General features: G+C 40.2%; 12 protein-coding genes. 6 read left to right on the forward strand and 6 right to left on the reverse strand.

Going from position 1 to position 16,224, the window contains the following annotated elements; all coding sequences use genetic code 11:
* Positions 1 to 3: 3 nt before the first annotated feature.
* The 4 genes from ACFQZS_RS11785 to ACFQZS_RS11800 all read left to right on the forward strand — a co-directional run bounded on the left by ACFQZS_RS11785 (position 4) and on the right by ACFQZS_RS11800 (position 5,817).
* The gene (locus ACFQZS_RS11785; protein ID WP_377100426.1) at positions 4 to 645 is read left to right on the forward strand and encodes a hypothetical protein; all 642 of its coding nucleotides are present in this window, start codon (positions 4 to 6) and stop codon (positions 643 to 645) included.
* Positions 642 to 2,339, forward strand: a complete 1,698-nt coding sequence (locus ACFQZS_RS11790; protein WP_377100428.1) for a capsule assembly Wzi family protein — start codon at positions 642 to 644, stop codon at positions 2,337 to 2,339. The genes ACFQZS_RS11785 and ACFQZS_RS11790 overlap by 4 nt, the downstream gene beginning before the upstream one ends.
* 2 nt (positions 2,340 to 2,341) lie before the next feature.
* A complete protein-coding gene (locus ACFQZS_RS11795) occupies positions 2,342 to 4,039 on the forward strand; it encodes a capsule assembly Wzi family protein (protein ID WP_377100430.1) in 1,698 nt (565 codons plus the stop codon).
* A 95-nt stretch (positions 4,040 to 4,134) separates the two neighbouring features.
* Positions 4,135 to 5,817: a capsule assembly Wzi family protein gene (locus tag ACFQZS_RS11800; RefSeq protein ID WP_377100432.1), complete on the forward strand. Its 1,683-nt coding sequence runs from the start codon at positions 4,135 to 4,137 to the stop codon at positions 5,815 to 5,817.
* Here ACFQZS_RS11800 and ACFQZS_RS11805 read toward each other — a convergent pair.
* The 3 genes from ACFQZS_RS11805 to ACFQZS_RS11815 all read right to left on the reverse strand — a co-directional run bounded on the left by ACFQZS_RS11805 (position 5,794) and on the right by ACFQZS_RS11815 (position 10,549).
* Positions 5,794 to 6,876, reverse strand: coding sequence for a hypothetical protein (locus ACFQZS_RS11805; RefSeq protein WP_377100434.1), 1,083 nt, complete (start codon positions 6,874 to 6,876; stop codon positions 5,794 to 5,796). The genes ACFQZS_RS11800 and ACFQZS_RS11805 overlap by 24 nt on opposite strands.
* 5 nt (positions 6,877 to 6,881) lie before the next feature.
* A complete protein-coding gene (locus ACFQZS_RS11810; RefSeq protein ID WP_377100436.1) occupies positions 6,882 to 9,200 on the reverse strand; it encodes an SLBB domain-containing protein in 2,319 nt (772 codons plus the stop codon).
* Between the two features lie 116 nt (positions 9,201 to 9,316).
* The gene (locus ACFQZS_RS11815) at positions 9,317 to 10,549 is read right to left on the reverse strand and encodes a glycosyltransferase family 4 protein (RefSeq protein ID WP_377100438.1); all 1,233 of its coding nucleotides are present in this window, start codon (positions 10,547 to 10,549) and stop codon (positions 9,317 to 9,319) included.
* 408 nt (positions 10,550 to 10,957) lie between these two features.
* Between ACFQZS_RS11815 and ACFQZS_RS11820 the strand changes: the two genes are divergently transcribed.
* Positions 10,958 to 11,902: an SDR family oxidoreductase gene (locus tag ACFQZS_RS11820; RefSeq protein WP_377100440.1), complete on the forward strand. Its 945-nt coding sequence runs from the start codon at positions 10,958 to 10,960 to the stop codon at positions 11,900 to 11,902.
* 15 nt (positions 11,903 to 11,917) lie between these two features.
* Complete coding sequence (locus ACFQZS_RS11825) at positions 11,918 to 13,021, forward strand: glycosyltransferase (protein WP_377100442.1); 1,104 nt, start codon at positions 11,918 to 11,920, stop codon at positions 13,019 to 13,021.
* Here ACFQZS_RS11825 and ACFQZS_RS11830 read toward each other — a convergent pair.
* From ACFQZS_RS11830 to ACFQZS_RS11840, 3 genes are read right to left on the reverse strand one after another with little or no spacing between them, the layout of a single operon-like run.
* Complete coding sequence (locus tag ACFQZS_RS11830; RefSeq protein WP_377100444.1) at positions 13,008 to 14,141, reverse strand: glycosyltransferase family 4 protein; 1,134 nt, start codon at positions 14,139 to 14,141, stop codon at positions 13,008 to 13,010. The two genes, ACFQZS_RS11825 and ACFQZS_RS11830, sit on opposite strands and share 14 nt — an antisense overlap.
* Positions 14,142 to 14,144: 3 nt before the next feature.
* Entirely contained in the window at positions 14,145 to 14,840 is a 696-nt protein-coding gene (locus ACFQZS_RS11835) for an acyltransferase (RefSeq protein ID WP_377100446.1), read from the reverse strand.
* The gene (locus ACFQZS_RS11840) at positions 14,833 to 16,224 is read right to left on the reverse strand and encodes an O-antigen ligase family protein (protein ID WP_377100448.1); all 1,392 of its coding nucleotides are present in this window, start codon (positions 16,222 to 16,224) and stop codon (positions 14,833 to 14,835) included. The genes ACFQZS_RS11835 and ACFQZS_RS11840 overlap by 8 nt, the downstream gene beginning before the upstream one ends.

Below are 16,224 nucleotides of genomic sequence, written 5' to 3' on the forward strand. Positions count from 1 at the left end.
TAAATGAGGAAAAACGTTCTCCTTGCACTTTTCTTTTTTGTTTTTATCTCCTCTTGTAAAGATAAAGCAAGCGAGCAAACCCAGGTATATAATAACGATTTTGAGAGTAATAATTTGTCTCAAATTACAAACGGACAAATTGAGCAGTTTAATGGTACAGCTGTTTTAGGCCGTTACAACAACGGCAATTTTACTTTGAAACTTGATAATTTGCCAGCGCATGATCTTATTACCATAAGTTTAGATCTCTATATCCACGATAGCTGGGACGGCAATAAACAGGATGTGGACGGACCGGATATATGGCAACTGCTTGTAGATGGTGGCTTATACGTTAACACCACTTTTTCAAATACTACGTGCGGGGTAAATGAGTTTTGTTCACCGCAATCATATCCCTTAGATTATCCCAATAATTACAACAATCCTAAAACCGGGGCTTATAGAATAAATTTGCCGGCTGCTTGTAAACCCACAGAGCCCAGGGGCACATCTGTTTATAAGATTGTAAAAACTATAAGTCATTCAAATTCCACTTTGCTGCTGCAATGTCTTGATAAATTAGTACAACCTAATGCGCCGGATCCCAAATGCGATGAAAGCTGGTCAATAGACAACCTTAATATTAAAGCAATTAAGCTATGAAGATAGCAAAGCATATTTATTGGACTTTAGTTTTTTTGATCGCATTTCAGTTAGCATGTTATTCGCAATCTCTGCCGGTTGGAACTCCCGCTATTGAAGATTATTACAGGAGAGCCCAATTAACGGGGCAGGCTGATACTAATGTATCCTTTACCATTCGGCCATTGTTTCCGGGTAGTATTACTAAAGGGGCCGACCCTTTTTATCCGGATTCTACCGAAGCAAAGTTTAATTTATTAAATACTGAAAGATATTTTCAGAATGCCAGCGGGACAATAAAAGGTAGTTTATTACCAATAACCAGTCAATATCAGTTTAACACACATCATCCATACGGATGGAATGACGGAGCGATGATACCCGCTAAGGGGTTACAAAATGTTATAAGTGCAGGAATATTTGCTCAATATGGCCCCTTAACAATTCAATTTAAACCGGAAGTAGTATTAGCTCAAAATTCTGATTTTGAAAGTTTTAATGCCAACCATTACGATGTAATATTCGCCCGGTACTATGACATTTATAACAATATTGATTTGCCGGTTAGGTTTGGAGTTAATAACTATGTTAGATTAAACTGGGGGCAAAGCAGTATAAGATTAAATCACAAAGGGATTTCTTTTGGCCTATCTACCGAAAATTTATGGTGGGGGCCGGGCATGCGTAATTCATTGCTAATGAGCAATACCGCGCCGGGTTTTGCGCACCTTACACTTAATACACTACGACCGGTAAAAACGCCTATAGGAACTTTCGAGGCGCAGTTAATAGCCGGCAGATTAGAAAATTCAGGATTTGCACCTTTAACACCAGATCATTATTTCTTCGGCACAAATTTAAATGTACCAAAACCAAATGATTGGCGATATCTGTCAGGTCTCATTGTAACATGGCAGCCTAAGTGGATAAAAGGCTTGTTTTTAGGATTTGATAAGTCGGCTATAATGTACGGGAAGGATATAAATGGAATTAAGGATTACCTGCCGGTATTTACTCAGTTTAAAAAAGTAAACAGCCCAACCGCTCAAATTAACAAAAAAGACCAAATGGGCTCAATGTTTATGCGGTGGCTGTGGACCGAAGAGCATGCGGAAATTTACTTCCAGTATGGTCAATATAATTTTGAGGGAACATTAACACAAGCTTTGTTGTCGCCTAATGATTCTCGCGCTTATATTTTTGGACTCAGAAAATTGTTGCCTTTCAATAAATCGCGTAACGAAAGCATATTAATTGGTATAGAAGCGGCCCAGTTTCAAGTAAATTCGTTGGATCTGCTTGCCCAAGGTAAACAGTGGTATGTTGGTAAATGGGTTAGACAAGGTTATACCAACATGGGTGAGGCCCTGGGCGCCGGCATTGGCCCGGGTGCAAACTTGCAAACTGTAAACGTTAGCTGGGTTAAGGGTTTAAAAAGACTGGGTATAGAGCTAGAGCGCTACGTGCACAATAATGATTTTTATTACTATGCCTACATTGATAGCGGCGACCCACGCCGCCATTGGGTTGATTTAAGTTTGGCTGCGCATGGCGAGTGGAATTATAAAAATTTAATTTTTAACGCCAGATTACAGGCAATAAGATCCTTAAATTATCAATGGTATTTAAGGCAGAACCCGGGCGACGATTATTGGGTAAACGGTAAGGATGTAACTAATGTGCAAATTCAAGCAGGTGTAACGTACAGATTTTAACAATGAAAAAAGTATTGTGGATAGTAACAATAATCTCTGGTATTACTGTTATCTTATCCAACAAGTTAGTTGCTCAGTCTATCCCGGTTGGCGCGCCTTTGCTTGATGATTATTACAGGAGAATGCAACTACTTGGAAAAGTTGATTCGAATGTTTCCTTTACAGTTAGGCCAATTTTTGCCGAAGCACTGAAAGCTACTAACGTATTCGACCCCGAAGGCACACTAAAAAAATCAGAAACCCTAACATCAACAGATAATTTAACAAGCGGGCGTGCGGTGTTACGTTTGTTGCCCTTAACATGGCAGCAACAATTTAATACCCACCATCCATACGGATGGAACGATGGTGTTATGATCCCGGCCAAAGGTTATCAAACTTTAGTAAGCGGTGGCTTATTTTTCAAATACGGCGTTTTAACCATACAATTGCGTCCGGAGTTTGTGTATGCGGCCAATAATCAATTTGAGGGTTATGCTGTTGGTCACAACGATACAGAATTAACGCATTATTACACCTGGAATAATTACATAGATCAGCCGGAGAGATTTGGCACTACACCCTACAGAAAATTGTTTTGGGGCCAAAGCAGTATCCGATTAACTTTCGGGAAGATATCTATGGGGTTATCAAATGAAAACTTATGGTGGGGACCTGGAATCAATAATTCACTAATATTAAGTAATAACGCCGGCGGATTTAAACATCTTACCCTTAATACCGTAAAGCCCATCCAAACAAAGATAGGTGCCTTTGAAGGACAAATTATAGCAGGAAAACTGGATGGTTCAGGTTATTCGCCCTTACCTGTCACAACCACTTCGGCCGGCTTAAATTTACTTAACCCCAAAAGGCAGGAATGGCGATATTTTACCGGGCTGAACTTAAACTATCATCCTAAGTGGGTACCGGGTTTAACACTGGGTTTAACCAGAACATTCAACTCTTACCATTCAGATGTAAAAGGTATCAGCGGGTATTTCCCTTTCTTTTTCACTTACTTTAAGGCAAATACAGTTGACGCTAACGGCGATCCTTTTGAACGCGATCAATATACATCTTTGTATGCCCGGTGGTTGTTTACCAAAGCACAGGCCGAAGTGTATTTTGAGTTCGGTGTTAATGACAACTCTTACAACGTACGCGATTTTGTTCTATCTCCGGACCATGCACGGGCTTATATATTTGGTTTCAGAAAAATGATACCGGTAAATGGCAAGAAAAATCAAAATATTTTAATCGGGGCAGAGATAACCCAACTGGCTCAAAGCCCTGAAAGAATGGTTAGGGGTATTGAGTATTGGTACATCCACGCTGGTGTTAGGCATGGCCATACACAGCAAGGGCAAATATTGGGCGCAGGTATTGGCCCGGGGAGCAATCTGCAGTCTGCTGAATTAAGCTGGGTATCAGGCCTTAAAAAGATTGGGATAAAGATTGACAGATATGATCATAATCTTGAATTTTCAAAAACGGAGTTTAAAGACATTGATGGAAATAAAAGAAACTGGGTTGATATTGCATTTGGTTTGCAGGGCGATTGGGATTATAAAAATTTGCTGTTAAGCGCAAAGCTGCAAACTGTTAAATCGCTAAATTACAACTGGTTATTAAAAAATTATACGCCTAATAGTTATTATATACCCAATAATACTGTATATAATTTGCACGGAGAGTTGGGTTTAACCTATAGATTTTAGCAAATTTACACGGTTACGTTAAACTAACCCCTAATTTATTGGTTAACTTTATTTACAACCAATAAACCTTATCTACCTTTACAAGTTAATACCGAATGAGAAGAAAATATTTCCTTACTGGAATTTTAAGCGTATTGTGCGTTTTTTTAAGTTGCCGTTTAAATGCGCAAACTATAATTGTTGGCGACCCCAATTTAGACGACTATTACAGGCGGGAGCAATTGCTTGGACACGTTGACTCTAATATCTCATTTACCGTTAGACCACTGTTTGTGGGCTACTCTTCAAAAGCTAATGATATTTACGACCCTGATAGTAGTTTAGCTGCAAATCATTGGGTAAAAGCCGGCCCTATTCATTTCGCAAAAAAGCTTGGTGTATTTCAAATTTTGCCTGTGCATATACAGCAGCAGTTTAATTCTAACCAACCTTATGGCTGGAACGATGGCAGCATGATACCGGCGCGGGGGTACCAAACAAGAATTAGTGGCGGCATTTTTTTAAAATTTGGCCCGCTAACAATTCAACTGCAACCAGAATACGTTTATGCTCAAAATAATTCTTTTAATGGTTTTGCAACAGGTAAGTCAGCCCAGGATTTAGCTAATTACAACGCGTATTTTGGCGCTATTGACCAGCCCGAGCGTTTTGGAACAGTGCCATTTAAAAAAATGTTTTTGGGGCAAAGTAGCATCAGGTTAACATTTAGCCCAATATCAATTGGTTTATCTAACGAAAATGTATGGTGGGGGCCGGGGATACGCAACGCCCTTATTTTAAGTAATAATGCACCTGGTTTTAAGCATCTTACTTTAAATACCGTTAAACCTGTTAAAACACCAATAGGACATTTTGAAATGCAGGTGCTGGCAGCACGTTTAGATAACTCTAACTTTGCTTTGCTATCCGGAGAGCCAAAACTGGTTACGCCCCAAAATAACGACTGGAGGTATTTTACGGGGTTAAATATTAACTATCATCCTAAATGGATTCCGGGGCTAACAGTGGGGCTAATAAGAACATTTAATGCCTACCGAACGTCAATTAAGACATTTAGTGATTATGTGCCGTTCTTTTTCCCTTATCAAAAACAAAATACAAATGATGGAGATCCCGTACCCCGCGATCAGATAACTTCATTTTATGCCCGTTGGTTGTTTAAGAAAGCAAAGGCCGAAGTATATTTTGAATATGGCTTAAATGACAATTCTTATAACTACAGGGACTTTATTGGTTCTCCGGATCACTCCAGGGCATATGTGTTCGGATTAAGGAAAATAATACCCTTTAACGCGCAGTCAACCAGCCATTTATTATTGAGTGGCGAAATTACCCAATTATCACAAACCCCGGATAGGGTAGTTAGGACAGCCGGCACATGGTATACGCACTATCAAGTAAGAGAAGGGCACACCAATCAAGGGCAGGTTTTAGGTGCAGGCACAGGGCCGGGTGGTAATCTGCAATCATTTGATGTTAAGTGGATATCTGGTTTAAAAAGTTTAGGCATTGGCTTTGAACGTTACGAACATAATGTTGACTTTTCTGATACGTTCCTTTCTGATGTGTATGGAAATAAAAGAAAATGGGTTGACTTCGCTATTGCGCTTCAAGGACAATGGAACTATCGTAATTTGCTGTTCAATGCTAAATTACAACACATTAACTCTTTAAATTACCAATGGATTTTAAAAGACTTTCTTCCGGGCCAATATTATGTGCCTCATAATACGGTTAATAATTTCCATGCAGAACTAGGCGTAACTTTCAGATTCTGAAGGCTTGCGCACCATTAGTTTATACGTGGCAAATAGCAATAATAAAATTATTATACCTGCCGCAATAGCAACCGGATATTTAAGACGATTTTTCTTTAATGGAAGCTCCGGCTCATCTACTATTTGTACGGTAGGGGTTTCCTGAGCTAACATGCTTCTGCTGGCTTCCAGATTTTTAACAGTTTCAGAATAAATAGTGCTCAACACAATTTTATCACGTTGCTTAATGTCCAACCGTGCTTCTTCTTCTGCAAACGCCGGATTTAGATCAAGGCCTACACGAGCTGTGTTAGACATAGCGTAGGTTTTGGAGTTAAGCAGCCTTTCCAGGCTATCGGCACGTACCTGGAGCCTGTCTGCATTATTCTTTAGCCGCTTTGTCTTTGTCGTTATAAAAAAATCTGTCGACTGTTTTATTATTCGCCGGCAAAAAAGCATAGCCAGTTTCTCATCTTTAAAGGTTACGTTTATCTCGAAAAAGCCAAGTTTTTTGTCGGGCTTTGAGATGCCAAATTGCCCCTTGTCTAAAATAAGCTCGGTTATTTCATGCAATAAACTGTCCTGTAAACGAGTGTTATTTTTACCATTTAACGGAAATCGAATAATTTTGCCATCAGGGCTATGTTCAAGCCATTCCTTATCAAGCTTATACGCGGCAGCATACCTGTCAGCAAGCGTTTGGGTATCATCGTATGCTGACACTAATGTGTTTTGTATTAATTTTTGACTTTTTACCAATTCCTCAATATTGTCACCGGCAAGTACCCCGCTCGCGCCTCCAAGTCCGTCAAGATTGAACCCAAATTGGCCGGCCAGGCTGGAAAGTCCACCCATTGAACCCGAGGATTTCGCATCATCAATTACAAATGTTAACCGGGCTGTATAAGTTGGTTTTTTTAAATAGGCCGCCAGCGCGCCTAAAACGGCGCCCCCAATAATACATGCCACTATTAAAGCCCTAAACTGCAGCAGGTATTTAATGTCGCGATACTTGTCATTAAATAATTCCTTAATGGAAAACTCGCGTTCAAAAGCGCTTGGTTGATCAGTGCCGCTCATAGGTTTTACTTAGATAAAATTGCTACAATACTAACCAGTGCTGTTAAAGCTGCAGCTATCCCTCCTAAATCACTTATGCCTACTTTTATTCGCGCGTCAGGACTTTTCTCGGGCACTATTATTTTGCTGCCTGGTTTTACAGGCGGGTACGATTTAAAGAACAGTACGTTTTTAACAGGCCTGTTCATACCGTTAGGGTATTTTATATACGCACCTTTAAGTCGTGCTTTTTGAGTTGTGCCGCCAACTGCATCTATATAATATTTAAAATTGCGCCCTTTATAAAGTATGTATTGCGGGTTATTTACCGCACCGGCAACTTCAACGTTTGATATAACGCGCGGCACATAAATACTATCGCCGGGCAATAATATATTTTTTGATTTTGCAGAAAGTACGTCAACATTAACGCGAACGCCACTCCTGAATATTTGGACATTCTCTGCCGAACCAAACGGAGTTATACCGCCCGCCCGGGTTAAAAATTCCTGTGCTGTTTCATCCCTTTTTTGCACAGCGTAATCGTTCGGGAAAACCACCTCGCCCCTTATTTTAACATTGCCCAAAGGCCTGTTGTTAACCAGCCTTAACACATTAACCACATCCCTGGGTTGCAGCTCAACGTTATAATTAGGATCGGAAGGATCTTCCATATTAACTACAAACGTGCTAACCAGTTGGGTTGCCACGCTGTCTGACTTATTATTTATAATGCGGGAAACCTCAACATGATGAGCAGCTGCCTCGTCATCAAAACCACCGGCCAAAGCAATAACGTCTGCTAACTTTAACCCACTGCGATAAGTAATGGTTACAGGTTTTCTAACGTAACCGTTCACGGCTATTTTTTGGTTGGATATAAATACATCCTGACTTAATATCAATATGGAATCTTCGCGCATAAGCGGTATATCATTTTTACCTGCCAAAATCTGCCTTGGGTCAAAGGGAATAGAGGTGCGCTGAAGATCGGGCATTGTTCTTTTTATAAAGCCCCTTTCCATATAAGCTTCAGGCTTAAGCCCCTGAGCATTTTTTAATAGTTGCGATAAGGTAAGGCCGGGAACCAGTTCATACACGCCGGGCCTGTATGCCATGCCTTCAAGAATGATCCTGTTTGTATAACGATCTGTAATTGGATTAATTTCTACCATGTCGCCGTTGCGTAACACGTAATTGCCAAAACTATTTGCCGATACGTCCTTCACATCTTTTTGCAAATCATTAATCTGGATAAGTTTTGCAACACCTTTATACGCCTGGGCAGTAAATCCACCGGCATAGGCTATCAAATCAGCCATGGTTTCATTATCCTTCAACTCGTAATACGCCGGGCGTTTTATTTCGCCTTTAATACCTACAAGTTTTTTGTAAACAGGTATATTAATAACGTCCTGATCTTCAAGTCGTATATTGTTAGGCATAGTGCCTTGCTGTAAAAACTCGTAAAGGTCTACGGTTTTAAAAAGCTTATTATTTCTTATTAAGCGTATTTGCCTTAATGATCCGTTAGCATTTGGGCCACCGCTATTGTAAAGTACATTAAATAGAGGGGTTAACGCGGATACGGTGTATCCCCCGGGAGTATTTACCTCGCCTGTAACAGTAACCCGGATACGGCGAATATTACCAAGACTGATTGTTACGCTTGTTTTGCCGCTTTCTATGGCCGGATATACTTTGGCCAACCTTCGTTTTATTAAACTGGTTGCTTGTTCTATAGTAAAGCCGGCCACAGCAATAATGCCGGCGTTGGGTATTTGAAGGTTTCCCTCAGGCGTAACTACCGATTTTATATCTCTTTCATTTAAACCGGTTACCAATACTATCACCTCATCGCCGGGCCCTAAAATATAATTTTTAGGTGTAGGTGCCGAAAAATTAGGCTCGAAAGAGAGGCCGCTTTGCCTAAACATATCATAGCCATATATTGTAAGATTATCTGCTTTTTTTGGCTCTTCTTGTTTTTTTGCTGTTGGTTTTGATACAGTATCGGTGTTTGTGCGACTATGATCAATTTTATTTACCGGCGGCGCTGATGAGGTTTTCGTTGCCGAGCCCGTACCGGATAATCCCAGCAAGGTAACCCTGTTTTTTAACTCTTCTATCTCTGAGGCCGGCATGCCTTTTTGCTTTAAAACAGCATATACCTCGGTTTCTGTTAAACCTTGTGCTTTAGCCTGGTTCCATAAATCTATTATCTTTTCGTCAGGTAGTGAGCTAACCTTTGTTGTAGCAATAGACTCGGGCGATTGCGCTACGGCACTGCTAAAAAGAAAAACTATAATAAGGGGCAGTATATATAACAGGTATTTATGTTGCATGTAATTTTTTATGACTGTTACAAATATAAAGTATTATATCGGTGTAGGGTAATACAGAAAGGATAACGCCTAAACTAACCCCAATAACGCAATTTGACACAATTTGTTGAGGGTAATTATAAACCGGGAATAAGTTGCTGCAAACCCGCGTAGTGTTTATTATTGTCTATAAGGGTTGTAATATGCTGTCGCGCGTTTTTTCCCAGTTTTGTTATCAGGTCGTCATCGGCACACAAGGTTGTTATCAACTCACTAAGTTGGGCATCGTTGCCCGGCTCAAATAACAATCCGGTATGGTTATCTATCACCATTTCTGGTATGGCGCCAATGGCCGATCCGATTACCGGTTTGCCTAAGGCCATTGCTTCTACAACAGTAAAGCCAAGCACCTCATACCATTCAGACGCGCATATCAAAAAATCTGCATTTTTTATTATTTGCAATGTTTCGTTACGGTTTTTCTTTCCTTCAAAGCATACATTTTGCAAGCCGTTTTCCAATACAAATTGTTTTAACTCTTGCTCTTGCGTGCCGGTGCCAACAACTTTTAATGATATGTTTGGGCAGCGTTTAATAGCTTTTAAAACAGTGTGTGTCCCCTTTATTTTTTCAAGCCGGCCTACAAAAACAATATACCTTTCTTTAGCTAAAACATGCGTTTGTAAGGCAAAGTCTATTTCTGAATAATTGTAGCCGTGATACAATTGCACCAGTTTATCGCTAAAAAAATTAAACTGCTTAAACTTATTATATAAAAAAACTGATGGGCAAACATAAAAATCTACATAACTATAATAGTTAAGATACTTATGTACATAGTTTTCCAAAGCGGCTACAGTGCTTGCTAATACTGATCCTTTTTTACAGGTATGCGTTATACAGTTATAAAAGGCGCCTCCGTAGCAACGCTCACAAATTTTGCCGTGGCTTATAAACGTACTTTCAGGGCAAATAGGGGTGTATTCGTGCAGCGTCCATATTACAGGGATGTTTCTGCTTTTTATGATTTTTAAAATAGTAGGCGTAATGTAGTGGTGTATAACGTTGATGTGTACAAAATCTATTTTTACATTGTTAAGTAAACGTTCCAGATTTTGTTGTGCTTCAAACGAGTAAATACTTTTTGCTACAACTTTTATTCCTGCAGATAAACTGCGTTTATTTATTTTTTTATAATCAATATTCTCAATAAAATATTCGCTGTATGGCGATGGAAAATTGCGCTCGTCCTTCATTGAAAAAGGAATAACTGTATGCCCGTTCCTTGTATAAAGGTCCACTACATTCTCAACATAGGTCCAATCACCGCCACTGGGATACCATGTCCAGTTAACAACAAGAATATTCATATTTAATATTTGTTGACGAAATTATAAACACTTATTACTCTATTTTCAGCCGCAAAACAAACAAAATATAAAGTGGCTTGTATTATACATAGAATTTAGACTTTGTAATATTAACAATAAAAACCCCGGCCTTTATTGTATAAATAGGATAAAAGTTATTACAACATAGAAAATTTGCAATTTTCAGATGGGTAAGTAGCTGATAACTATTAATCATTTTTATATGAGTTTGGCTTATTTGTGGTGTTTTTTTTAACATCAAACACGTTTTTTTAAAATTATAATATGTTTTTAAGTGCTATCTGGTCGTGTTCCAAAAAAAAGACTAAATTTGGAATGTAAAGTTTTCGCACCTTTTCGCACTTTAAAGCATCTGCCGGATGTTGCCTCTATGGTTAAACGTTTAATATGAAGAAAAAAATTTACATTGCCGGTGCGGGCGGAATGCTTGGAGAAGCATTTTACCGCATTTTTAAGGAAGATTATTTCATTAAGTGCACTGATAAGGACGTAAATGAACAATGGCTTAGCTTTTTAGATTTCCGTAATTTCGAAGCTTACAAAAAGGACGTTGAAGCGTTTAATCCCGATTTCTTATTCCATTTGGGTGCTCACACAGATCTGGAGTATTGTGAGCTAAATCAGGATGATGCTTATTTAACCAATACAACATGTGTTGAAAACGCCGTGTTTATTGCCAACCAATTAAGCATACCCCTTTTTTATGTTAGCACTGCCGGCATATTTGACGGTACAAAAGATTTTTACGACGATTGGGACGAACCCAATCCACTTGGCCATTATGCACGCTCTAAATATATGGGCGAGCGCTACGTTCGCGAAAACGCCAAGAGATACGTTATCTGCCGTGCAGGCTGGATGATGGGAGGCGGCCCTGAAAAGGATAAAAAATTCATCAATAAAGTAATTAAGCAATTGGTAGATGGCAAGCGCGATCTGCACATTGTTAATGATAAAGACGGAACACCAACCTTTACCGTTGATTTTGCCAAGAACGTTAAGCTGTTGCTTGAACGGGAATATTGGGGCTTATACAATATGGTTTGCGGCGGCGAGACAAGCAGGCTTGAAGTTGCACGTGAACTGGTAAAAATTCTGCGTTTAGAAGACGAGGTGACGTTTAACAACGTATCGTCAAGCTATTTCAAAGATATTTATTTTGCGCCCAGGCCACCATCTGAAAGACTGGTGAATAAAAAATTGGAACTACGCAATATCAATATCATGCGGGATTGGAAAATCGCTTTAAACGAATATATAGGCGATTACTATTTAGACTATTTGAACGAGAATAATATTTATCCGGCAAAAAGTATTCCGGTTACTTTATAAATATTAAATTCATTAATGAGAATAGCAGCCTTTGGCTTCCGCTCTTTGCCGCCCGGAAAAGGTGCAGCAGGAGCTGATAAATTCGCGCTTGAATTATTTCCAAGATTGGTAGCCCGTGGCCACAGCGTTGTGGCATACAATCGTCGTTATCCTGATGCATTTGTTGATGTTGCTGAATACCGTGGCGTTACTATAAAAACATTTAAAACCATTAAAAAAGGTGGTTTCGATACCCTTTTACATTCCTGTAAATGCACGCTTGATATTATTTTGCACAATACCGCTGATATTGTGCATATACAAAACGGTGGTAACAGTATATGGGCCCTGCCGCTGCGGCTTTTTGGTAAAAAGGTTTTTATAAGCCAGGATGGCGTTGATTGGAAACGCGACAAGTGGCCCTGGTACGGAAAAGCTTTTCTTAAACTATCATCTTTTATTACTGCGCACTTCCCCAATCAGGTAATATTTGATAACGTAATAGCCAAAAAGCTTTTTGAGGATAAGTTTAAAAAGCAATATAAATTTATTCCCTTTGGTAGCGAAGTTAATTATCCAACTGATACGGAGAAAGTGTTGCAGAAATTCGCCTTGCAAAACGGCGAATATTATTTGTTTGTAGGCCGTTTCATCCCTGATAAGGGTCTGCACTATTTGATCCCCGCGTTTAAAAATTCCATATCCAGCAAAAAGCTGATTTTAATAGGTGGTTCGCCTAACCCGTCGCAGTATGAAAGTGATATTCTGGCAATGGCTGATGATCAAATAATTTTTCCGGGGTTTGTTTACGGCGAAGATGTGAACGCTTTGATGGTGAATGCCTATTGTTACATTCAACCATCTGATGTAGAAGGCCTTTCGCCGGTTGTATTAACCGTTATGGGCCTGAATGTACCTTTGATAGTAAGTGATATTGAGGAAAACCAATATGCTGTTAAAGATACCGCCCGGATGTTTGGGAAAGGTGATATATTATCTTTAACCGAAGAAATAAACTATTGCGAACGCCATTACCCCGAAATGCAGCAATTAGCAGAAAGAGCACAAAAACGTGCCTTAAGTGAATTTAACTGGGAAAAGGTTGCAGATGAACACGTGGAAGTGTTTATGAATAATTAACCACCCGTTTAAAAATTTCAACCAATTGCTCGGCTGTTTTCTTCCACGAAAACTCTTTTAGCCGTTCCCGTCCCTCAAATATCATTGTGTCGCGTAGCGCTTCATCATCCAGCACGCTTTTTATCGTTTTAAAAATATCATCTGTATCAAATGGATCAAAACTTAAAACAGCCTGGCCACCTACTTCTGGCAAACAGGTATTATTGGACACGACTACGGGTAGGTCATTACTAAAAGCTTCAAGTACGGGAAGGCCAAAGCCCTCGTTTACCGATGGGAAAGCATAAAGCAGCGCGTTTTTATAGAGCAGATCCAGATCATTATCGCTCAGATAGCCCGTTAAAACAACGTCATTTTCAACATTGTTTTTTGTTATCGCTTCAATAACCTCGCGGTAGTCATTTTCGGTTTTACTTGCCGGTAAAGGCCCTGCCAATACTAATTTAAGCTCCGTATATCCGGCAGCTTTTAGTTTTGCAAACGCGGTTATTAAGGCGGGTAAGTTTTTCCGTTTAAAAAACGACCCTACATGTAAAATGTACTGTTTTAATTTGATGGGTAAACGCAAGGTATCCAAACCTACCTGGCCCGCGGATTTTTCTGAATTGCGTGCGCCTTCAAACACTACCGCAAATTTTTCTGCATTAATTCCCGTAAAACTTTGCAGCCGCCTTTTTGAATGCTCAGTAGGAGTGATGATCACCGGCGACCGGCGTGCCGCAGGCAAAGCCGTTTTTTTATATAGCCACAACCATAACCGGCCATAATCTCGCGGTGTTTCAAAAAAAAAGGCATCGTGAAACACCGGTATGGTTTGGTATCCTAAACGTATCAGCGGAACAAAGTTATCGGTGCAAAAAACTATATCACAACCTTTACTACGGGCTTTTAAGGGCAGTATTACTTGTTTCCATATTTGGTAACGCAAGTGTTCAGCCCATTTAAGCAGTTTATTGTTACCTGTATAAACCGCAGCATTAGTATCTAAAAACTCAAAACGTAGGTTATCCCTTTGCATTTCTTTAAACTCACGGCAAAGCTCAAGCAGATATGTGCGTGTGCCGGTTTTGGCCACCTTCAGATCGCGCACATCAACACCTATAATAAGTGGCTTGTGCATCAGCTAAACTTCTCCGCGGGTTTTAATAACTTTTGCCGGAACACCCGCCACTACCGAGTTAGGCGGCACAGATTTGGTTACCACACTGCCGGCAGCTATAACGCAACCATCGCCAATAGTAACACCTGCCAGTATGGTAATACCTGCACCCAGCCAGCAATTATTGCCAATTACGGTAGGTTGTTTAGCAACTCCCTGCTCTTTTATAGTGAGCGATGTATCGTCAAAATTATGATTCTCTGAAAATATCTGAATGTTAGGGCCGGTTATCACGTCAGTACCAATAGTTACTCCGCCCTGCCCGGCTATAAACGCCCGCGCACCTATCCCGGTCCTATCGCCTATAATAATCCCGGTGCCCTTTTGCGCTATTATGCCAGTACAAAACAAAATCGAATCGCGCGCTATAGATACGTGGTTGCCCAATTGTATGCCGTTAACAGAAAGAGCGTTTATACTCACATTATCGTCCAGTATTAAATTTTTGCCGGCAGAAAGTTGGTAAGCATGCGTTACTTTTACACGGCAGCCTAAAAAAACAAAGCCTGATGAATGCTTTAAAAAAGGTTTAAGAAACAATCCCCGCAAAGCCTGCCAGCCCCGCATCCAGCTTACAATAAACAGATCGCGGCCACTATAGGCGCTTTCCCATTTATAGTTAGGATCATTCTTTAACTTTTTTATTATCGTTTCAATCATTGCTTAACGCTACTGTTTTTTGGGGCCTTGGCCGCATTATAATACTGATTAGTAAACCCGATAAAAACCAGTTCATGTAGGAAATATAAGAAGATGATTCAACTTCTGAAGTAAATAATGGAATTAAGAAACCAACTTTCATCAATAACACCGCTAAACAAACCTGCCGTTCCTTACCCTCAAGGTAACGCAAGCCTTTTATCCCCGTCCGTATAAACATTACGTATATGCATAAATACAGTAACAATGCAGCCACACCCGCCTGAACGCCTATAATAATAAATTGATTCTCGCCCCCTACGTTCTCGCCTAATGTACCCGCCACACGGCCCGAGGCACCCAGGCCCAGGCCCAACGGCCTTTGTATCATCGCGTTTATGCCTGTTACCCACTCAACCACGTGCCCTACGCTTGATGGGTCAGAAAAATCAATGGTGTTCATTAAAACCTGAACCAGTGGATTTTTTCGCCGGGTTGCGTCGCTAAATAAATAGGCCAGATAAACTACCAAAGCCACGCCACCGGCATGGCAAAAGCGGGTAATAAGCTTATGGTTGGTAACCAGTGCGTATACGTATATAATTAGAAAATAGGAGGCGAGAGGAGCGCGTGAGAGCGCGAAAATTATAGAGAGCAAGCTGGCACCAAGGGCAGCCATACCCATACTTGTTGGTCTGAATTTGTTTTTCGCATCGGTATATAAAGCTAATATAACCGACAATGCAAGCAAGGTTGCAGCAGCGTGTTCAAGCGGGTTGGCAAAAAAGGAAGCAAAGCGCCTGTGCCCGCTGTCCGACTCAAAGGTGGTGCTTAGCCCAAACATGCCACTGGGCTCAAAGTTGAAAAAGTAGTAAACGTATTCAGCGTATCCTGTCATGGTTTGCAGGTGCCTGTTCATTAATACCTCGCCTAATAAAACAAGTCCCGCGGCTATGGTGAGCAGCAGTATGTAATTAAAATACTTGCTGATAAATACATTTTGCGGATCCATCAATCGTCCCGTAAAATATACTACTATGTAAAACGATGTGCTTTTAAATGCCAGCAGCCTTTGGGTGAAGTTTTGTTCGCCAATGGGCAGCAGGGCGTAGATAAGTGTTAGCGCCAGAAAGCTAAAAATGGCATAATCAATTAAATGAAACCGTGGCCTGTATTTAAGCTTTACTATATTAAGTGTAAGGGTACACAATATCAGCACCTCTTTAAAATACTGAAATACAGGTACCAATAGTTTAAGCCCAAGCGTATAGGTTACAGACATGGCCGTGGTGTACATGGATAGGCCCAGAATAATGAAAATTAATACGCCGTCGCGCCGTCCGTTCAGCACTTCTCTAAGAGCTACAATAAACGAGGCAACAAAAATGAGTGTAAAAACAAACAT

It is taken from the genome of Mucilaginibacter calamicampi (assembly GCF_042676765.1).
Taxonomy (GTDB): Bacteria; Bacteroidota; Bacteroidia; order Sphingobacteriales; family Sphingobacteriaceae; genus Mucilaginibacter; species Mucilaginibacter calamicampi.